Annotated in this window: 18 protein-coding genes; 11 read left to right on the top strand and 7 right to left on the bottom strand. The window is 66.9% G+C overall.

Going from position 1 to position 19,021, the window contains the following annotated elements; translation table 11 throughout:
- The first annotated feature begins 1 nt into the window (after position 1).
- From tssH to PotMrB4_RS15200, 5 genes are all read left to right on the top strand, one after another.
- Positions 2 to 2,698, top strand: a complete 2,697-nt coding sequence (gene tssH / locus PotMrB4_RS15180; protein WP_044407541.1) for a type VI secretion system ATPase TssH — start codon at positions 2 to 4, stop codon at positions 2,696 to 2,698.
- A gap of 126 nt (positions 2,699 to 2,824) precedes the next feature.
- On the top strand, positions 2,825 to 4,738 hold the full coding sequence (locus PotMrB4_RS15185; RefSeq protein ID WP_394354038.1) for a type VI secretion system Vgr family protein: 1,914 nt from the start codon (positions 2,825 to 2,827) through the stop codon (positions 4,736 to 4,738).
- Positions 4,739 to 5,012: 274 nt separating this feature from the next.
- A complete protein-coding gene (locus PotMrB4_RS15190) occupies positions 5,013 to 5,405 on the top strand; it encodes a VOC family protein (RefSeq protein ID WP_044407547.1) in 393 nt (130 codons plus the stop codon).
- Positions 5,406 to 5,462: 57 nt separating this feature from the next.
- A complete protein-coding gene (locus PotMrB4_RS15195) occupies positions 5,463 to 6,020 on the top strand; it encodes a gluconate 2-dehydrogenase subunit 3 family protein (protein WP_044407550.1) in 558 nt (185 codons plus the stop codon).
- 12 nt (positions 6,021 to 6,032) lie between these two features.
- The gene (locus PotMrB4_RS15200; RefSeq protein WP_172433791.1) at positions 6,033 to 7,601 is read left to right on the top strand and encodes a GMC family oxidoreductase; all 1,569 of its coding nucleotides are present in this window, start codon (positions 6,033 to 6,035) and stop codon (positions 7,599 to 7,601) included.
- A 115-nt stretch (positions 7,602 to 7,716) separates the two neighbouring features.
- Here the strand turns inward: PotMrB4_RS15200 and PotMrB4_RS15205 are convergent, their stop codons facing one another.
- The 3 genes from PotMrB4_RS15205 to PotMrB4_RS15215 are packed head-to-tail and all read right to left on the bottom strand — an operon-like array spanning position 7,717 to position 9,770.
- Positions 7,717 to 8,001 (bottom strand): immunity protein Tsi6 family protein, encoded by a 285-nt coding sequence (locus PotMrB4_RS15205; protein WP_069566640.1) that lies wholly within the window; start codon positions 7,999 to 8,001, stop codon positions 7,717 to 7,719.
- Entirely contained in the window at positions 7,998 to 9,293 is a 1,296-nt protein-coding gene (locus PotMrB4_RS15210; RefSeq protein WP_074971474.1) for a polymorphic toxin type 46 domain-containing protein, read from the bottom strand. The genes PotMrB4_RS15205 and PotMrB4_RS15210 overlap by 4 nt, the downstream gene beginning before the upstream one ends.
- A 42-nt stretch (positions 9,294 to 9,335) precedes the next feature.
- On the bottom strand, positions 9,336 to 9,770 hold the full coding sequence (locus tag PotMrB4_RS15215; RefSeq protein WP_044407562.1) for a DcrB-related protein: 435 nt from the start codon (positions 9,768 to 9,770) through the stop codon (positions 9,336 to 9,338).
- Positions 9,771 to 10,037: 267 nt separating this feature from the next.
- Here PotMrB4_RS15215 and PotMrB4_RS15220 point away from each other — a divergent pair, with 267 nt between their 5' ends.
- Positions 10,038 to 11,159, top strand: a complete 1,122-nt coding sequence (locus tag PotMrB4_RS15220) for an ankyrin repeat domain-containing protein (protein WP_172433792.1) — start codon at positions 10,038 to 10,040, stop codon at positions 11,157 to 11,159.
- A 15-nt stretch (positions 11,160 to 11,174) separates the two neighbouring features.
- Here PotMrB4_RS15220 and PotMrB4_RS15225 read toward each other — a convergent pair whose 3' ends face one another.
- From PotMrB4_RS15225 to PotMrB4_RS15240, 4 genes are read right to left on the bottom strand one after another with little or no spacing between them, the layout of a single operon-like run.
- Entirely contained in the window at positions 11,175 to 11,684 is a 510-nt protein-coding gene (locus tag PotMrB4_RS15225) for a hypothetical protein (protein ID WP_172433793.1), read from the bottom strand.
- Positions 11,681 to 11,956, bottom strand: coding sequence for an immunity protein Tsi6 family protein (locus PotMrB4_RS15230; RefSeq protein WP_394354039.1), 276 nt, complete (start codon positions 11,954 to 11,956; stop codon positions 11,681 to 11,683). The genes PotMrB4_RS15225 and PotMrB4_RS15230 overlap by 4 nt, the downstream gene beginning before the upstream one ends.
- A gap of 5 nt (positions 11,957 to 11,961) precedes the next feature.
- The gene (locus PotMrB4_RS15235) at positions 11,962 to 12,225 is read right to left on the bottom strand and encodes a hypothetical protein (protein ID WP_172433795.1); all 264 of its coding nucleotides are present in this window, start codon (positions 12,223 to 12,225) and stop codon (positions 11,962 to 11,964) included.
- Entirely contained in the window at positions 12,222 to 12,650 is a 429-nt protein-coding gene (locus PotMrB4_RS15240; RefSeq protein WP_044407571.1) for a GTP pyrophosphokinase, read from the bottom strand. The genes PotMrB4_RS15235 and PotMrB4_RS15240 overlap by 4 nt, the downstream gene beginning before the upstream one ends.
- A 330-nt stretch (positions 12,651 to 12,980) precedes the next feature.
- On the opposite strand from PotMrB4_RS15240, the gene PotMrB4_RS15245 reads away from it, so the two are divergent.
- From PotMrB4_RS15245 to PotMrB4_RS15265, 5 genes are read left to right on the top strand one after another with little or no spacing between them, the layout of a single operon-like run.
- Positions 12,981 to 15,203, top strand: a complete 2,223-nt coding sequence (locus PotMrB4_RS15245; protein WP_142008836.1) for a type VI secretion system Vgr family protein — start codon at positions 12,981 to 12,983, stop codon at positions 15,201 to 15,203.
- Positions 15,204 to 15,226: 23 nt separating this feature from the next.
- Complete coding sequence (locus PotMrB4_RS15250) at positions 15,227 to 15,673, top strand: DUF6484 domain-containing protein (protein WP_172433796.1); 447 nt, start codon at positions 15,227 to 15,229, stop codon at positions 15,671 to 15,673.
- 13 nt (positions 15,674 to 15,686) lie between these two features.
- Positions 15,687 to 16,802 (top strand): DUF2169 family type VI secretion system accessory protein, encoded by a 1,116-nt coding sequence (locus tag PotMrB4_RS15255; protein WP_172433797.1) that lies wholly within the window; start codon positions 15,687 to 15,689, stop codon positions 16,800 to 16,802.
- Positions 16,799 to 17,836: a hypothetical protein gene (locus PotMrB4_RS15260; RefSeq protein WP_172433798.1), complete on the top strand. Its 1,038-nt coding sequence runs from the start codon at positions 16,799 to 16,801 to the stop codon at positions 17,834 to 17,836. Before PotMrB4_RS15255 ends, PotMrB4_RS15260 begins: the two co-directional genes overlap by 4 nt.
- Complete coding sequence (locus tag PotMrB4_RS15265; RefSeq protein ID WP_172433799.1) at positions 17,836 to 18,999, top strand: PAAR-like domain-containing protein; 1,164 nt, start codon at positions 17,836 to 17,838, stop codon at positions 18,997 to 18,999. The genes PotMrB4_RS15260 and PotMrB4_RS15265 overlap by 1 nt, the downstream gene beginning before the upstream one ends.
- Positions 19,000 to 19,021 lie beyond the last annotated feature (22 nt).

Here is a 19,021-nt window from a genome sequence, read left to right on the forward strand (position 1 = left end):
AATGGGAGAAATCAGTCGCGCCGCGCTGTTCGGCAAGCTGAACAGCCTGGCCTACAAGGCCATCGAAGCCGCCACGGTGTTCTGCAAGCTGCGGGGCAACCCCTATGTGGAGCTGGTGCACTGGTTCCACCAGATCCTGCAGCTGCAGGACTCGGACCTGCACCAGATCATCCGCCAGTTCAGCATCGAGCCGGCACGCCTGGCCAAGGACATCACCGAGGCCCTGGACCGCCTGCCACGCGGCTCCACCTCCATCACCGACCTGTCCTCCCACGTCGAGGAAGCGGTGGAGCGCGGCTGGGTGTACGGCAGCCTGATGTTCGGCGAGAGCCAGGTGCGCACCGGCTACCTGGTGGTGGGCATCCTCAAGACCCCGAGCCTGCGCAATGCGCTGCTGTCCATCTCCCGCGAGTTCGAGAAGCTGAAGGTGGACACCCTCACCGAGCGCTTCGACGAAGTGGTCGGCGCCTCCCCCGAGAACGCCCTGACCGCCACCGACGGCTTCAACGCCGGCGCCCCGGGCGAAGCCAGCGGCGCCATGGCCCCGGCGGCCATGGGCAAGCAGGAAGCCCTGAAGCGCTTCACCGTGGACCTCACCGAGCAGGCCCGCAGCGGCAAGCTGGACCCGATCGTCGGCCGTGACGACGAGATCCGCCAGCTGGTGGACATCCTCATGCGCCGCCGGCAGAACAACCCGATCCTCACCGGCGAGGCCGGTGTGGGCAAGACGGCGGTGGTCGAAGGCTTCGCCCATCGCATCGTCGCCGGCGACGTGCCGCCCTCGCTGAAGGACGTGGAGCTGCGCGCCCTGGACGTCGGCCTGCTGCAGGCCGGTGCCAGCATGAAGGGCGAGTTCGAACAGCGCCTGCGCCAGGTGATCGAGGACGTCCAGAGCTCCGAGAAGCCGGTCATCCTGTTCATCGACGAAGCCCACACCCTGGTCGGTGCCGGTGGCGCCGCCGGCACCGGTGACGCGGCCAACCTGCTCAAGCCGGCCCTCGCGCGCGGCACCCTGCGCACCGTGGCGGCCACCACCTGGGCCGAATACAAGAAGCACATCGAGAAGGACCCCGCCCTCACCCGCCGCTTCCAGGTGGTGCAGGTGGACGAGCCCTCCGAGCACCGCGCCATCCTGATGATGCGCGGCGTGGCCTCGACCATGGAGCAGCACCACCAGGTGCAGATCCTCGACGAGGCGCTGGAGGCGGCGGTCAAGCTGTCCCACCGCTACATCCCCGCGCGCCAGCTGCCGGACAAATCCGTGAGCCTGCTGGACACCGCCTGCGCCCGCGTGGCCATCAGCCTGCACGCCGTGCCGGCGGAAGTGGACGACAGCCGCCGTCGCATCGAGGCGCTGGAGACCGAGCTGGCCATCATCGGCCGCGAACACGCCATCGGCGTGGCCATCGGCAGCCGCCAGGTGGACACCCAGGCCGCCCTGGAGGCCGAGCGCGCCCGCCTGGGCGAACTGGAAGCCCGCTGGGCCGAGGAGAAGGCCCTGGTGGACGAGCTGCTGGCCACCCGCGCGCGCCTGCGTGCCGCCGCCGAGCCGGTGGACGGCACCAGCCGCGAAGGCGGCGCCGACACCCCGCCGCTGGCCCCCGAGGAACTGGACGCGCTGCGTGCCCAGCTCACCGACCTGCAGGCGCGCCTGAGCACGCTGCAGGGCGAGGACCCGCTGATCCTGCCGACCGTGGACTACCAGGCCGTGGCCTCGGTGGTGGCCGACTGGACCGGCATCCCGGTCGGGCGCATGGCGCGCAACGAGATCGAGACCGTGCTCAACCTGGGCGGGCACCTGAAGAAACGCATCATCGGCCAGGACCATGCCCTGGAGATGATCGCCAAGCGCATCCAGACCTCCCGCGCGGGGCTCGACAACCCCAGCAAGCCGATCGGCGTGTTCATGCTCGCGGGCACCTCCGGCGTGGGCAAGACCGAGACCGCGCTGGCCCTGGCCGAAGCCATGTACGGCGGTGAGCAGAACGTCATCACCATCAACATGAGCGAGTTCCAGGAAGCCCACACCGTCTCCACCCTCAAGGGTGCTCCGCCCGGCTACATCGGCTACGGCGAAGGCGGCGTGCTGACCGAAGCGGTACGGCGCAAGCCCTACAGCGTGGTGCTGCTGGACGAGGTGGAGAAAGCCCACCCGGACGTGCACGAGATCTTCTTCCAGGTGTTCGACAAGGGCGTGATGGAAGACGGCGAAGGCCGGGTGATCGACTTCAAGAACACCCTGATCCTGCTCACCACCAACGCCGGCACCGACCTGATCGCCAGCCTGTGCAACGACCCCGAGCTGATGCCCGAACCCGAGGGCATCGCCAAGGCGCTGCGCGAGCCGCTGCTGAAGATCTTCCCGCCGGCGCTGCTGGGCCGCCTGGTGACCATCCCCTACTACCCGCTGAGCGACGAGATGCTCAAGAGCATCACCCGCCTGCAACTGGGCCGGGTCAAGAAGCGCGTCGAGTCGGGCCACAAGGTGCCGTTCGAGTTCGACGACAAGGTGGTGGACCTGGTGGTCTCCCGTTGCACCGAGACCGAGAGCGGGGGTCGCCAGATCGACGCCATCCTCACCAACAGCATGCTGCCGGACCTCAGCCGCGAGTTCCTCAACCGCATGCTGGAAGGCCGCAAGGTGGAGAAGGTGCAGGTGAGCGCCGAGAACGGCGAGTTCACCTACCGCTTCGAGTGAAGCGATGCGGCGCGCCCCGCCACGGGGTGCGCCGCCTGAATGTGGAAGGTTCCGGCGCGTCGGAACCCGGCAGTGACGCGTACAGCGCTAAGGAAGTGTGGGATGGCGATTTCGCAACGGGCACGCATGGCCAAGGTCAGCAGCCCGCTGGGCGGCGATGTGCTGCTGCTCGACCGACTGGACGGCCACGACGAGCTGGGCCGGCTGTTCGACTACGAACTGGAACTGGTCTCCGAAGACCACAACCTGCAACTCGACGCCCTGCTGGGCAAGCCCATGGGCGTCTCGGTGGAGCTGTCGGACGGCAGCCAGCGCCACTTCCACGGCATCGCCGCACGCTGCAGCCAGTCCTCCGGCACGGGCCAGTTCGCCGGCTACCACGTCACCCTGCGGCCCTGGCTGTGGCTGCTGTCGCGCACCTCCGACTGCCGCATCTTCCAGAACAAGACGGTGCCGGACATCGTCAAGCAGGTGTTCCGCGACCTCGGCTTCTCCGACTTCGAAGACGCCCTCACCCGCAGCTACCGCGAGTGGGAGTACTGCGTGCAGTACCGCGAGACCAGCTTCGAGTTCGTCAGCCGGCTCATGGAGCAGGAGGGCATCTACTACTACTTCCGCCACGAGCAGTCGCGCCACGTGCTGGTGCTCTCCGACGCCTACGGCGCCCACACCACCGCCCCCGGCTATGGCTCGGTGCCCTTCTACCCCCTCGAAGACCAGATGCGCGAGCGTGACCACGTCTACGACTGGCACATGGCCCGCGAGGTGCAGCCGGGCTCCCTGGCGCTCAACGACTACGACTTCCAGCGCCCCAGCGCGCGCCTGGAGGTGCGCTCCACCATCAGCCGGAGCCACAGCAACGCCGAGCACCCGCTCTACGACTACCCCGGCGAATACGTGCAGACCGGCGACGGCGAGCAGTACGCGCGCAACCGCATCGAGGCCATCCAGACCCAGTACGAGCGCGTGCAGCTGCGCACCAACGCCCGTGGCCTGGCCTCGGGGCACCTGTTCAAGATGACCGGCTACCCCCGCGCCGACCAGAACCGCGAGTACCTGATCATCGGTGCCCGCTACGCGGTCAGCCAGGAAGCCTACGAAAGCGGCACGGCCGGCGGCACGCTGCAGTTCGACAGCAGCCTGGAGTGCATCGAGGCACGCCAGCCGTTCCGTCCCATGCCGACCACCATCAAACCCATCGTCCAGGGTCCGCAGACAGCCATGGTCGTCGGCCCCAAGGGCGAAGAAATCTGGACCGACCAGTACGGACGGGTGAAGGTGCATTTCTATTGGGACCGGCATGACCAGTCCAACGAGAACAGCTCCTGCTGGATCCGCGTGTCCCAGGCCTGGGCCGGCAAGAACTGGGGTCACATCCAGATTCCGCGTATCGGCCAGGAGGTGATCGTCAGCTTCCTCGAAGGCGACCCGGACCGCCCGATCATCACCGGCCGCGTGTACAACGCCGAGCAGACCGTGCCCTACGACCTGCCCGCAAATGCCACCCAGAGCGGGGTCAAGAGCCGTTCCAGCAAGGGCGGCACGCCGGCGAACTTCAACGAGATCCGCATGGAGGACAAGAAGGGCGCCGAGCAGCTCTACATCCATGCCGAGCGCAACCAGGACATCGTCGTGGAGAACGACGAGACCCACTCCGTGGGCCACAACCGCACCAAGAGCATCGGCAACGACGAGACCGCCCGCATCGGCCAGGACCGCCTGCGGGCCGCCAAGCGCCACGACACCCTGGTGGTGGGCGGTGCGAAGAGCGACAGCGTGAGCACCCGCTACCTGATCGAGGCCGGTGCGCAGATCCGCCTGGTGTGCGGGCAGAGCGTGGTGGAGTTCAACGCCGACGGCGTGATCAACATCTCCGGCACCGCCTTCAACCTGTTCACCGCCGGCAACACCGCCATCGACACCGGCGGCCGGCTGGACCTGAACTCCGGCGTGGCCAGCGCCGTGCCCACCAATGGTGAAGGCGACAAGGGCGCCATCGACGGCAAGGTCGACGCCCTCTTCCCGCCGCCCAAGAGCTGAAATCCGCCGGGGCCGTGCAAGGCGGCCCCGGTCTTTCCCGGCTCGACACGCCGCGCCAGCCCGAAGCAAAACCCCATGCAGCCGTAGGCAAGCGCGAAGGCGCCCACGCCGGCCTTTGCCCTTCCTGCTCGTCAAACCCGCACCCAGCCTCGCCTTCGGCCTTCCGGCGCCGGCCTACAGCCACCCGTGCGAAGGGCCTGTAGTAGTCCCCTATTACCCCCGCCTGCCGCTTCGCGGCCAAGCTGCGCGCTCCCTTCCCAACACGGAGCACGCAATGCCCAAGTTCATCCACACCATGATCCGGGTCGGTGATCTCGCCGCCTCCCTGGCGTTCTACCAGCAGGGTTTCGACCTGGCCGAAAGCCACCGCCTGGAGTTCGAGGATTTCACCCTCGTCTACCTGCGCGACGCCAACAGCGGCGCCGAGATCGAACTGACCTGGAACAAGGGCCAGGCGCAGTACACCCACGGCAGCGGCTACGGCCATGTGGCCTTCGTGGTGGACGACCTGGAGGCCCACTTCGAGCGGCTGCAGGGCCTCGGCTACGCGCCGGCCCCCATCAAGGCCTTCGAGCGCGACGGCGAGCTGCTGGCCCGCTTCTTCTTCGTGCAGGACCCGGACGGCTACAAGATCGAAGTCCTGCAGCGCGGGGGCCATTACCAGTAGCCAGCCGCTCCCGCTCCGTCCCCCTGCTGATCCGACGACAACAACAAGGAGATCCGCATGTTCGACGCGACCCTCAATCGACGCCACTTCCTCAAGGGCAGCAGCGGTGCCCTCCTCGGCACCCTGCTGTTCACCTCCGGCCCCATCGCCCTGGTCGCCCCGTCACTCACCTGGGCCCTGGACCTGCACCACCTCGACAGTGCCCTGGCGCTCAGGCTGATGGCCGTGGTGAAGCGCCTCTACCCCCACGACGGCATGGAGGACGCGGTCTACGCCTTCGCCGTGCAGGCGCTGGACAGGCAGGCCGGGCAGGACCCCGCCCTGGGCGGCCTGCTGCGGGACGGGCTCGACGCCCTCGACCGGGATGCAGGGGGAGACTGGTCCTCGCGCAGCGAGGCCGAGCAGGAGGCGCTCCTGCGCGCCATCCAGCACACGGCGTTCTTCAGGCAGGTACGCGCCCAGGCGTCACGGGCGCTGTACAGCAACGAGCTGGCCTACCGCCACTTCGGCTACGAGGGCGCCTCCTTCGGCAAGGGCGGCTACCTGATGCGGGGCTTCAACGACCTGCGCTGGCTGCCCGCAGCGCCCGCCGATGCCAGCCCCTCCGCCACCTGACGAGGTACTCCCATGACGACGTTCAGCCTCAATGATGACTCGGTCATCGTGATCATCGGTTCCGGTGCCGGCGGCGGCACGCTGGCCAACGAGCTGTGCCGACGGGGGCTTCCCGTGGTGCTGCTGGAGGCGGGCAAGCGCGAATCCCCGGCGACCTTCATCAACGATGAATGGCCCTCCTTCGAACAGCTCGCCTGGAGCGACCCGCGCACCACCTCCGGCAGCTGGCAGGTGGCACGGGACTTCCCCGACCTGCCTGCGTGGATCTGCAAGACCGTTGGCGGCACCACCACCCACTGGGCCGGCGCCAGCCTGCGGTTCCAGGCCCATGAGTTCCGCGCCCGGCAGACCTACGGCAACCTGCCCGGCGCCAACCTGCTGGACTGGCCGCTGAGCCTGGAAACGCTCGAGCCTTATTACGCGAAGGCGGAAGCGCGCATGGGGGTGACCCGCACCCACGGGCTGCCCGGCCTGCCGGGCAACAACAACTTCCAGGTGATGTACAACGGCGCTCGCAAGCTGGGCTACACCCAGTGCTCCACCGGCCATATGGCGATCAACAGCCGGGCACGGGACGGCCGGGCGCAATGCATGCAGCTGGGCTTCTGCTTCCAGGGCTGCAAGATGGGCGCGAAGTGGTCGACGCTGTACACCGAGATTCCCCAGGCCGAGGCGACCGGGCGGCTGGACCTACGCCCGCAATCCCAGGCGGTGCTGATCGAGCACGACGCCCGTGGCCGCGCCAGCGCCGTGGTCTATGCCGACGCCAAGGGGCAGCTCCACCGGCAGCGTGCGCGAGCGGTCGCCGTGGCCGGCAACGCCATCGAGACCCCACGCCTGCTGCTGCACTCCAGCAGCACGCTGTTTCCCCATGGGCTGGGCAATGGCTCCGGCATGGTGGGCAAGCACTACATGCGCCACACCACGGGTTCGGTCTTCGCCGAATTCGCCGATCCGGTGCACTTCTACCGCGGCACCATCATGGCGGGCATCGTCAGTGACGAATCACGCTTCGACCCGGACCGGGGCTTCGTCGGCGGCTACGAGATGGAGACGATCTCCCTCGGGCCCTCCTTCATGGCGGCCTTCTTCGACCCGGGTGCCTGGGGACGGGACTTCACCCGCGTGATGGATCGCTACACCCACCTGGCGGGGATGTGGCTGGTGGGCGAGGACATGCCCCGGGAGAGCAACCGCGTGACCCTCAGCGATACCGTGAAGGACCGCTTCGGCATCCCCGTGGCGAACGTTCACTACGACGACCACCCCAACGACATCGCCATGCGCGAGCACGGCTACCGCCAGGGCCAGGCCCTCTACGAGGCAGTCGGCGCGCTGAAGACCCACCGCGTCCCGCCCTACCCCTCCACCCACAACCTGGGCACCTGCCGCATGAGCGAGAAGGCGGCCGACGGCGTCTGTAACGGCTACGGCCAGAGCCACGAGGTGCCCAACCTGTTCATCTCCGATGGCAGCCTGTTCACCACCAGCGCGGCGGAGAACCCCACGCTGACCATCGTCAGCCTGGCGATCCGCCAGGCGGAATACATCACCCAGGCGCTCGATAAACGTGCGGCCTAGGCTGCGTTAACCGGTTAATGGGCCAGGGACGGCCCTTTTTTCTCTCGGGTGATGGGCCGCTTGGAAACCGGCGCCGCGCAAGGCGGCTCCGGTCATGGCGCGGTCAATCGGGTATTCAGGGCAGGTCGACCTTGAGGCCACGCCCGGTCTGCACCGCCACGTAGTGGGCGTCCTTCAGGGCCCTGGCAAGATCAGGGTCGGTTTCGTCGAACTCCTTCACGGCAATGCTGCCAAGGGTGATCTGGTGGAGCATCGAGCGATCCAGGCCCTTGTCCAGCAGCACAGCCCTGACGTACCTCAGTTGCCGTTCTGCGGACACCAGCACCTCTTGCCCGGGAAGCGCGGCGGCACGCTGGATCACCAGCGCCAGCGCGCGATCTATGTATTCAACGGGAGTCATGGTCCACCTGGGGAGATAATTCCAAATGCGTCCTTCTGGTTGGAGAACAACTGCGTCGCTCCACCCTTGGCATCGTAGTTCTGGCCCTTGACCGACCAGAAGTCCGTGGTGGGCGCTGCAGTACTGCGCAGCACCTCCACCTTCTGCGTGGTCTTGTAGGAGTTGAGGACCTTCGGCTCGATGGTGTTCGCCGCCCGGTTGGTGCCCATGGGGTTGATCCCCAGTTCGGTCGGCTGGACTTTGGGGCTGATTGTATACCAGTTGCCCTGGGGCGCCCCGGGGGACTGGTACTGCCAGAGGGCCTTGTTCGGGGCCAGGGTCTCGACGCGCACGGGATGGTTGAAATCCAGGCCGTTCATGTACGACTCGGCATCGCTCTTCGAGTAACCCTTGGACTTGAAGAAGTTGCTCGCCACCTCGCGGTTACCGCGATAGTTGATGTCGTGGTCGAGATCACCACTGCGCCCGAACTTCTTGTTCAGGTACGCGCGTCGTTGCGCCGCCTCCGAGGTCACGGCAGCGGTCGGCTTGCGTCCGGCCAGCTTCGGCCCCATACCGAGCAGCGCCAGGCCGGCGACGCCTTGCAGGAGGTCGCGGTAGCCAGGTCCCAGGCGATCACCCAGTTGGCCGAGCAGCTCCATGCCGCCGTAGATGGCGCCGCCCACGACAACGGTCGCTGCCAACACCGCGAGCCCCGCCATGGCCGCCATCACCAGGCCGACGCCCAGTGCTGCCAGGCCGAGGATCTCCAGGCCGCTGTGCACCCAGCCCTCGATGTCCAGCACGAAGGCCACGCGCTCCGTCGGGCCGCCGATGAAGGTGTTCTCGCTGCCGGTCTTGATGTGCGCACCGCAGCTCATCTTGCTGGTCAGCCGGGCCGCCGGCTTGCCGTTGATGTAGACCGTGGCGCTGCCTTCGGCGATGACCACTTCGAACGGCCAGTAGGGGTGGTTGCACGGCAGCCCACTGCAGGAGGACGCGGCGTCCTCACCCGCGCGCATCGCGTTGCGGGCGTTGACGAAGACGTTGGGGCTGCCACGTATGAGTGCCCCGGTTGTCGGCTCCGGCAGGTTGAAGATGGTGCTGAGTCCCTTGACCACCTGGAACATGGACAGGCCACCGGCAGCGATGGAGCCGGCCATCACCGCCAATGCGACACCACCCGTGGCGGCCGTGGCGGCGATCACCGCCGCACCGATCAGCGCCCCCGCCACCGCCCCGGCGACCATGGCCGCCAGGCCGAAACCGTGGGCGATCTCATCCCCTAGCCGTGCTGCTGCCTGCGCATCCATCGAGGTACTTCACTTCCTTGCTCGGGCCGTCGGCGGCCCCGGTCAGGCTGCCGGAGGCAGCGGCTTGAGGGTCTGCATCGCCTGCTTCCAGGCCGGCTCGTGGAACGGCAGGTCCTGGGGCGTGGTGGTCAGCGTGGTGATCAGCACCGCCGGCTTGCGCTCGATGAACACCTGGCGAAGCATCAGCACCCGGCCATCGCGCTGCCAGGTGTAGTCCAGCAGCACCGCAGGGGCACCGTTCAGGTTGATGTCCCACTGCTTGACCAGGGTGAACCCGGGCAACTGCTGGCGCGCATTGGCGAGCTGCTGGGCGATGTAGTCAGCGAAGGGCATGTCGCCCTGGCTGGGGTCGCGGCTGATGACGAAGCTGGCTTCCTTGGCGCTGCCGGTGGCGGGCAGCTTGAAGATGTTGATGCTCTGGTCCTGCCAGGCATCGGGGACGTCCAGGTCCGCCTCGTTGAGTCGGTAGAGAGTCACTGTACTGAAGGCCTTCCCTAGGTGATGGGCTCTGCGTAGGAACTGCCTTATTGACCACGGCACATCATCCTACGCCCGGCGGGCGAAAATCTTCCGGCAACCGGGCCCAACAATCAAGGACAACCCCCCGTGCGATGCTCAGGGCTTGCGCTTGGTCTCGCTTCTTGGCCTGGAGCGGTGGAAACGGGATCACCTTCAAGGACACCTCACGGCGTGCAGCTCTACCTTTGCCGCAGAACGCCCCACCCGCTTTCGGACAAACACCCCATGACGACCGCGCCAAACACCCTCTACGACGACAACGCACCCGCCCTCGCCGCGCTCTACACGCACGTCGAAGAGGCCGACCTGAAGGCCGTGCGCGCCGCCCTGGAGGCTCACCCACAGTGGCTGGCCGTGCCCCTCTTCGGCCTGGCCAGCCAGGGGACGCTGCTGCACCTGGCGGCTCGCCATGGCTGCCTGGAGATCGTCGACTACCTGGTGAAGAAGGGGCTCGACACAGGGGTTCTCGATGGCAGCTACGGCACGCCGCTGGTCGACGCAGCGGGCGCGGGTCACCTCGCGATGGTGCGCTGGTTGCTGGACAACGGCGCGGCGGTGGATGGCGATTGCAGGGGCATCCTCACGCCGCTCATCGCCGCGGCCGTGGGCGGCCACAGTGAGGTGGCTGAGCTGCTGGTGCAGCACGGTGCCGACCTCGACCGCCTGCACCTGCGCTTCAACCAGACCGCTCGCGATACGGCGCTGGTCTGGGGTCATGCGGCACTGGCGGAGTGGCTGACTGAACAGGGCGGGCACTGCGCACAAGAACAGATGGACTACACGCGGGTACGTGGCAGCGGGATATTCGAGCACATCTTCGAGCGGGTCGGTTTCGTCTTCACGCCCTGCCCCAGCCAGAGGCTGTGCGGGCAGGACATCGACCTGCGGACGTCACTGGTCGGCAAAGGCCGGGCCCACAAGCTGCTGTTCACCCTGGGGGTACACCTCTCCCAGCCGCGCATTGAGCTGATGGTCGCCCTGCCCTACGACTGGCCGTTGAACCAGGCTGCCATCACCTCCGACCTGCCTTGCGCCTTCCCCGCCCAGTTGCTCTGGCGTGCAGTGCAGGCACGCCTCGAAGGCGAGGCGATCCAAGAGGGTTGGCTGGCCGAGCGCGGCGATGAGCGCTTCCACGACCTACCCTGGCCGGAGGGTGTCGATGCCATGGTGGCGGTGGACTACCGCTTTCCGCCCGCCACCGAGGGCGCGACCGAAGGCGAGGTGACGCTGTTGCTGCTGGTGCCCATGGGCTATCCCCGCGCCGGGCGGCCTACGCCAGAGAAGCTGGCGGACTGGGCCGGCAAGAAGCGCACGGCCAGCTGGAAGGCGGTGGCGATCAAGGCCTGATTGGTCGCGCCGCGTTCATTCCGATTCGCTGGGCACCAGGTCCGGCCCTCTCAGCCGGTCTCGCAGGTGCAGCGAGGCACGCAGCAACGCTCCCAAGATCCCGTCGGCGCCGTTCCAGGAAGCGCCGGCCCAGCGGGTATCGGCCACCAGAGCCGTGCGTGCCCGCTCGATGCACGCCTTGAGCATCACGGCGACGGGCCCCAGCCTCCAGTCGAACACCGGGAGGCCCTTCCCCACCTGGGCATAGCGGTACTCCCAGATCCAGGCGTGGACGCAATAGATCGCGCGATTGTGATCGGGATGCCCAGCGAGCAGCGCCAGGCAGGCACGCGTCAGGCGCTCCCCCAGTTCCGGGTCAGCGGTCTCGCGCCAGTACGGCAGCAGCAGCGCCTCGAACGCGGCACCGAAGTTCTGTGGCTCCTCGTGCTCGGCGCGCGCCTCGTGGAAATACGGCGGCTCGCCCAGCAGGAAGGCACCCAGGGCGTCGCGGGCAAGCGCCTGGTTCAGCAGGTCCGGCTGGCTCACGGCCATTGAACCTTCACGCCACGCGCCAACTGGGCAGCGATCCAGTGGGCGTCCTTCAGCGCACGGGCCAGCTCGGGATCGGTCTCCTCGAACTCCTTGACCGCCAGTGCACCGAGGCTGCCCTGGTGCAGCGGGGTGCGATCCAGCGCCGGGTCCTGCACTGCGCAACGCAGGTACGCCAGCTCCGCTTCAGCCTGGGCGTAGGGGGCGAAACCCGGCAGTCGCTGCCTGCGCTCGCGCACCAGGGCCAGGGCGTAATCCAGGGGCTCCAGCAAGCTCACGTCGGCTCGCCCCGCTGCGTTCCGACAGGCTCCAGCAGCAGGTGGTCCAGGGCACGGGCGCGGCAGGCGCGGACCATGGGCAGCGCGCTTTCCAGGTCGCGGCGGTAGCGCTCGAAGGATTCGCGGGTGATGGCGTAGCGCTCTTCGTAATCGACCAGGCCATTGCTCACCGGGATGGACAGGTAGTAACGGTCGCCACCTTCTTCGACCCCCAGGGCGAACCGGTGCCGGGGGCTGAACACCACGTCACGCCAACTCACTCGGGGCGCTCCAGAGCGACCAGGGCGCGGTGGTAGCGGGCAACACGGGCCAGGTCGGCCTCGCCCAGTTCGGGCAGGCGGGTGACATCGAGGTTGTCGCGTATGTCCTCGCGCTTGACCCGCCGGGCCAGGGCGTTGGGCCGGATGCGCTCGATGAAGGCTTCGTAGGTCTCGCCTTCACGTCGACTGAGGCAGTCGACGGCCTGTACCACGGACTCGGGGATGCCGAGGATGCGCAGGTCCTCGAGCTTGACGTCGCCGTCCTCGACCACGTCGTGCAGCACGGCCGCCATCTGCGCCTCGGGATCCTCGAAGCGCAGCATCAACCGCAGGGGGTGCAGCACATAGGCCCGACCGGCCTTGTCCCGTTGACCGGCATGGACACGGCAAGCCAGGGCAATGGCGGTTTCCAGTGGGGTATTCATTCCTTGGGCTCCTCTGTGAAGGGCGCGGAGGTTAGCAGCCTGAAACCTGCCGTGCCGGAACTGAGACACGCCACGCAGCCTTGACGGCATCCGATGGACAGCCTTCGGCGACTGTTCTAAAAAGTTCGCCGGCCCTGCCCGCCGCCGTGCGGTCGGGGTTACGCAAGGATTCGCGGATATCGGAAAAAGCGCTCGGCAACGGCCTCGTCTGCTACAACTTCGACCCAGGGTTTTCCCGCCCTCCCGGCTCGCCGGGCAAGTCGATTTCCTGGCGACGGGCCGCTGACGCGGAACCACGCCCCGGCGGTGGCATACGAGGCAAGGAAGGCGATGCAAATCACTCAATCGACCCGCATGGCGAAAGTCAGCAGCCCCCTGGGCGCCAACGTCCTGGTGCTGGAGCGGCTGGACGGCCACGAACAGCTGGGTCGCCTGTTCGACTACGAACTGAGTCTGGTTTCAGAAAACCCCGCCATCAAGCTCGACGCGTTGCTGGGCAAGCCCATGGGGCTCTCGGTGGAGCTGCCCGACGGTAGCAAGCGCTACTTCCACGGCATCGCCGCACGCTGCAGCCAGTCCTCCGGCACCGGCCAGTTCGCCGGCTACCGCGTCACCCTGCGGCCCTGGCTATGGCTGCTGTCGCGCACCTCCGACTGCCGCATCTTCCAGAACAAGACGGTGCCGGACATCATCAAGCAGGTGTTCCGCGACCTCGGTTTCTCCGACTTCGAAGACGCCCTCACCCGCAGCTACCACGAGTGGGAGTACTGCGTTCAGTACCGCGAGACCAGCTTCGAGTTCGTCAGCCGGCTCATGGAGCAGGAAGGCATCTATTACTACTTCCGCCATGAGCAGTCGCGCCATGTGCTGGTGCTCTCCGATGCCTATGGAGCCCACAGCCCGGCCCCCGGCTACGCGTCGGTGCCCTTCTACCCCCTCGAAGACCAGATGCGCGAGCGTGACCACGTCTACGACTGGCACCTGGCGCAGGAAGTGCAGCCCGGCTCCCTGGCCCTCAACGACTACGACTTCAAGCGTCCCAGCGCACGCCTGGAGGTGCGCTCCAGCGTCAGCCGGAGCCACAGCAACGCCGACCATCCGCTCTACGACTACCCCGGCGAATACGTGCAGACCAGCGACGGCGAGCAGTACGCACGCAACCGCATCGAGGCCATCCAGACCCAGTACGAGCGCGTGCAGCTGCGCACCAACGCGCGCGGCCTGGGGGCTGGCCACCTGTTCAAGATGACCGGCTACCCCCGGGACGACCAGAACCGCGAGTACCTGATCATTGGTGCCCGCTACGCGGTCAGCCAGGAGGCCTACGAGACCGGCTCCGGTGGCGGCCTGCAGTACGAAAGCGACCTGGAATGCATCGACGCCGGGCAGGCCTTCCGGCCGATGCCGACCACCATCAAGCCCATCGTCCAGGGTCCGCAGACGGCCATGGTGGTCGGGCCCAAGGGCGAGGAGATCTGGACCGACCAGTACGGCCGGGTGAAGGTGCATTTCTACTGGGACCGGCACGACCAGTCCAACGAGAACAGCTCCTGCTGGATCCGCGTGTCCCAGGCCTGGGCCGGCAAGAACTGGGGTCACATCCAGATCCCGCGCATCGGCCAGGAGGTGATCGTCAGCTTCCTAGAAGGTGACCCTGACCGCCCGATCATCACCGGCCGCGTGTACAACGCCGAGCAGACCGTGCCCTACGACCTGCCCGCCAACGCCACCCAGAGCGGGGTCAAGAGCCGTTCCAGCAAGGGCGGCACGCCGGCGAACTTCAACGAGATCCGCATGGAGGACAAGAAGGGCGAGGAGCAGCTCTTCATCCACGCGGAGAAGAACCAGGACATCGAGGTCGAGAACGACGAGACCCATTGGGTCGGCCACGACCGCACCAAGACCATCGACCACGACGAAACGGTGCACGTGAAGCACGACCGCACCGAGACAGTGGACAACAACGAGACCATCACCATCGGTGTCGACCGCACCGAGCAGGTCGGCAACAACGAGACCATCACCATCGGCGTCAACCGCACCGAGAAGGTCGGCAGCAACGAGAGCATCACCATCGGCGCCAACCGCACCGAGCAGGTCGGCAGCAACGAGAACATCACCATCGGCAGCAACCGCACCGAGAGCGTCGGCGCCGACGAGCGCATCACCATCGGTGCCAACCGCACCGAGCAGGTCGGCAGCAACGAGAACATCACCATCGGCAGCAACCGCACCGAAAGCGTGGGCAGCAACGAGAGCGTGGACATCGGTGCCAACCAGACCACCAGCATCGGCAAGAACGAGTCCCGCAGCGTCGGCCAGAACCGCAGCACCAGCGTGGGCCAGAGCGACAGCCTGGACGTGGGCAAGCACTTCTCGCTGAACGCCGGTGACTCCATCACCCTGGTCACCGGCTCCGCCAGCATCACCATGAAGAAGGACGGCACCATCGTCATCAGCGGCAAGAACATCACCATCGACGGCTCCGGTGCGATCAACGTCAAGGCCAGCAAGAACGTCGTGGTGAAAGGCCAGAAGATCCTGCAGAACTAGGCCCTGCGGCCAGGGAGTAGCGCATGACAGTCCACACCCACACCCCGACCGCCACCCGCCTCGACGGCGTGGTGATCGGCGTCCTCCTCGATGTCCCCGCAGCGTCCAGCCCCGTGGTGGCCTTCCCCGGCTGCCCATCGGAAACCGGCATCGCCGCGACCACCACCACCGTGCTCGCCCGCGAAGACATCGGCACCCAGGTGGCGCTGATGTTCGTCGGCGGTGATCCGTCCCGCCCGCTGGTCATCGGCCGCATCCAGCGTCTGCCGGAAGCCCGCCAGGCGCCGGCGGTGGCCCACATCGACGGCGAACGCCTGGAGTTCTCCGCCGAGCGCGAGATCGTCCTGCGCTGCGGCAAGGCCAGCATCACCCTGACCCGCGAAGGCAAGGTGCTGATCAAGGGCGCCTACCTCTCCAGCCGCTCCTCGGGCGTCAACCGCATCAAGGGCGGTTCGGTGCAGATCAACTGACAGAGCCGCGCCCATGGAATTGCTCAACGCCACACGCCTGATGGCTGCCTATACCCAGGGCCTGGCCCCGGATGGCCGGGAATCCCTGGTGGTGGTCGCCAAGGGCACCTTCGACCTGCCCCTGGACGGCCGCGAGGCGAGCCTGGCGGAGGTCCAGCGCCCACTGCTGATGGCCGACGAATACGTCGGCGAACCCGGCCTCTCGGCACCCCGCCAGGAAATGGACTTCGCCCCGGTCAAACCCTTCTGCGACGTGCTGGTGATGGGCAAGGCCCACGCACCCAACGGGCGCCCCACCACGCAGATCACCGCCGGCATCCGCGTCGGCCGGGTCAGCAAGGCCTTCAGCGTGCTCGGCCCCCGCCAGTGGGTGCCCGGCGCCCTCGGTGCGGCCCCGGGAGCCCCGCAGCCCTTCATCGAGCAGGACATCGGCTACGCCCACGCGTTCGGCGGCAGCCACGCCATGGCCGACCGCCCCGACTTCGCCGACAGCTACCTGGCCAACCCGGCCGGCCGCGGCTGGTACCCGAGGAGCGCCAGCACCGCCGACATCGTCGGCATGCCCATGCCCAACACCGAAGCCCTCGGCCACCCCATCGACAGCCCCCACGGCGACTTCACCCCCATGGCCCTCGGCCCCATCGGCCGCCACTGGCCGCCGCGCATCGGCCACGCCGGCACCTATGACGACGCCTGGCTGGCGGACCACTTCCCCTTCCTGCCGCCGGACTTCGACACCCGCTACTACCAGGCCGCCCCGCCGGACCAGCAGACCGAGTACCTGCAGGGTGGCGAGGACGTGCTGCTGCTCAACCTCACCCAACAGGAAAGGGCCGGCTTCAAGGTGCCGAGGATGCAGGTGCCGGTGACGTTCTTCCTGAAGAAGAACCGTCATGAGCGGGTTCACGCGGTGATCGACACCCTGGTCATCGACACCGATGCCAGGCAGGTGGAAATCACCTGGCGTACCAGTCGCATCCTCAAGAAGGACATGTTCGAGATTCCGCAGATCCTGGTTGGCGAAATGCCACGCGCCTGGTGGCGGGCCAGGGAACTGGGCAAGGACTACTACACCTCGCTGGAGGCCTTGAGCCGCGCCAAGCGTGCCCATGAGGATGCCCTTCGATGAGTGCACTGTGCATCGTCGGCACCGGTATGGTCAGCGCCGTAGGCCTGGACGCCCCCTCCACTTGCGCAGCCATCCGCTGCGCCATCGACAACTTCCAGGAAACCCGCTTCGTCGATCAGGCCGGCGAATGGCTGCTGGGCGCCAGCGTGCCCTTCGAGCAACCCTGGCGAGGTCGCATCAAGCTGGTGAAGATGGCCGCGCGTGCCATCGCCGAGGCCCTGGCCAGCACACCGGGCGTCGATCCTCAGAAAACCCCGCTGCTGCTCTGCGTCGCCGAGGAGGAGCGCCCAGGCCGCCTGCCCAACCTCGACCGCAGCCTGCTGCGTGAGATCGAGCAGGAACTGGGCCTGCACTTTCATGAAGCCTCCAGCCTCATCCCCCGTGGCCGTGTCAGCGGCGCCGTAGCCTTGCTCAACGCACGCAAGCTGGTTCATGAGCAGGGCCACCGCCACGTGCTGGTCGCGGGGGTCGACTCCTTCCTCAACAGCGCCACCCTGAGCGCATTCGAGAAGCGTGATCGCCTGCTCACCAGCCAGAACTCCAACGGTTTCATCCCCGGCGAAGGCGCTGCGGCAATCACCCTGAGCGCCCCCGTGCAGAGCGAAGAGCCCCAGCTGGCCTGCATCGCCCTGGGCTTCGGCGTCGAGCCTGTGACCGTGGAGACGGAGGAGAAGAAGCTGCGGGCGGATGGGCTGACACAGGCACTCAAGGCTGCGCTGGCAGAGGCCGGATGTGGCCTGGAGAGCATGGACTACCGCCTTACCGACCTCTCCGGCGAGCAGTACTACTTCAAGGAAGCCTCGCTGGCATTGAGCCGGACCCTGCGCGTGCGCAAGGAGTTCTTCCACCTCTGGCACCCTGCCGACTGCATCGGTGAATGCGGTGCAGCGATCGGGCCGGCCATGCTGGCCGTAGCCCTGGCAGCCAGCCGCAAAGGCTACGGCGAAGGCCCGAACATCTGCTGCCAATTGGGCAACGATGCCGGTCAACGCGCCGTAGCACTGCTCACCTATCAGCACGTGAGGGCCACCTGATGAGCAACCAGGTCTATGCCAACAACATGGAAGTCTCCTGCAAGGCGGCGAACGGTAAATCCATCGCCTGCTTCCCGGATGTGTGCTTCACGCCTCCCCAGGCGCCTCCCACCCCAACGGGCGTCCCCATCCCCTACCCCAACACCGGCATGGCCAGTGACACCACCAACGGGACCCGGACGATCAAGATCACCGGCAAGGAGGCCATGCTCAAGGACAAGAGCTACTTCAAGACCAGCTATGGCGACGAAGCCGGCTGCGCGCCCAAGAAGGGCATTGTCACCAGCAAGATCAAGGGCAAGGTGTATTTCACGTCCTGGTCGATGAACGTGAAATTCGAAGCGGAAAACGTGGTCAGACACCTCGACCTGACCACCCACAACCACGCTTCACCGCCAGGTAACACCATGCCCTGGACCTACGCGGACCGCATGGCCTTCGCCGATGGCATCAGCCAGTGCTCGGGTGAGAAGGACCGGGCCGAAAAAGCCTGCGGCGACACCAGCAAGAAGATGATCTGCCCGGACATTTCCGCGCTGCAGGCTGCCTCCAAGGCGCGCAAGCAGGCCAAGGACAAGGCCGGCGACAACTTCCAGGCTGACCCCGAATACCTGAAAAAGCATGCCGAGGTCCAGGGCCACTACGGGGCGCTGGCCAAGACCATGAACGACGACCCCTGCCAGAAGGCCATGCGTTGCTTCCTGGCGCCTTACAAGCCCAACCGTTGCTGTCCAGGCCAGACCGGCGACCACCTGGTGGACGCCGCCTCGTTCGGCCCTCGGGATGGCGCCAAGATCGGCGGCTGGAGCAAGTACAACACCGACAAGGCACCGGTCATGTGCGCCGAGGGCCCGAACCAGACCACCGCCACCCACGGCCAGATGCACACCCGCCGAGGTGTGGTGGCATTGCGCGAGGCGGATGCCAATGGCGAGTGGCCCAGGGCGAAAGCCACCGAGACCGGTGCCAAGGCTGCCAAGAAGACATTCCCCGACTCCAACTGCTCACAGGAATGCCTGGAAGCCCAGTTGAACAAGTACCACGACAAGGCCAAGGACGATGGTCCGGAAAAGCCGATCAAGGCCAATGCAACCATGACCAGCGACCCGGCAGAACGAAACAAGGCGACGGCGGAAATGTTCGGGAGCGAATCCGCCCGTTAATTCAAAGTCCCCAGGAGAACAC

The organism is Metapseudomonas otitidis, assembly GCF_011397855.1.
GTDB lineage: Bacteria > Pseudomonadota > Gammaproteobacteria > Pseudomonadales > Pseudomonadaceae > Metapseudomonas > Metapseudomonas otitidis.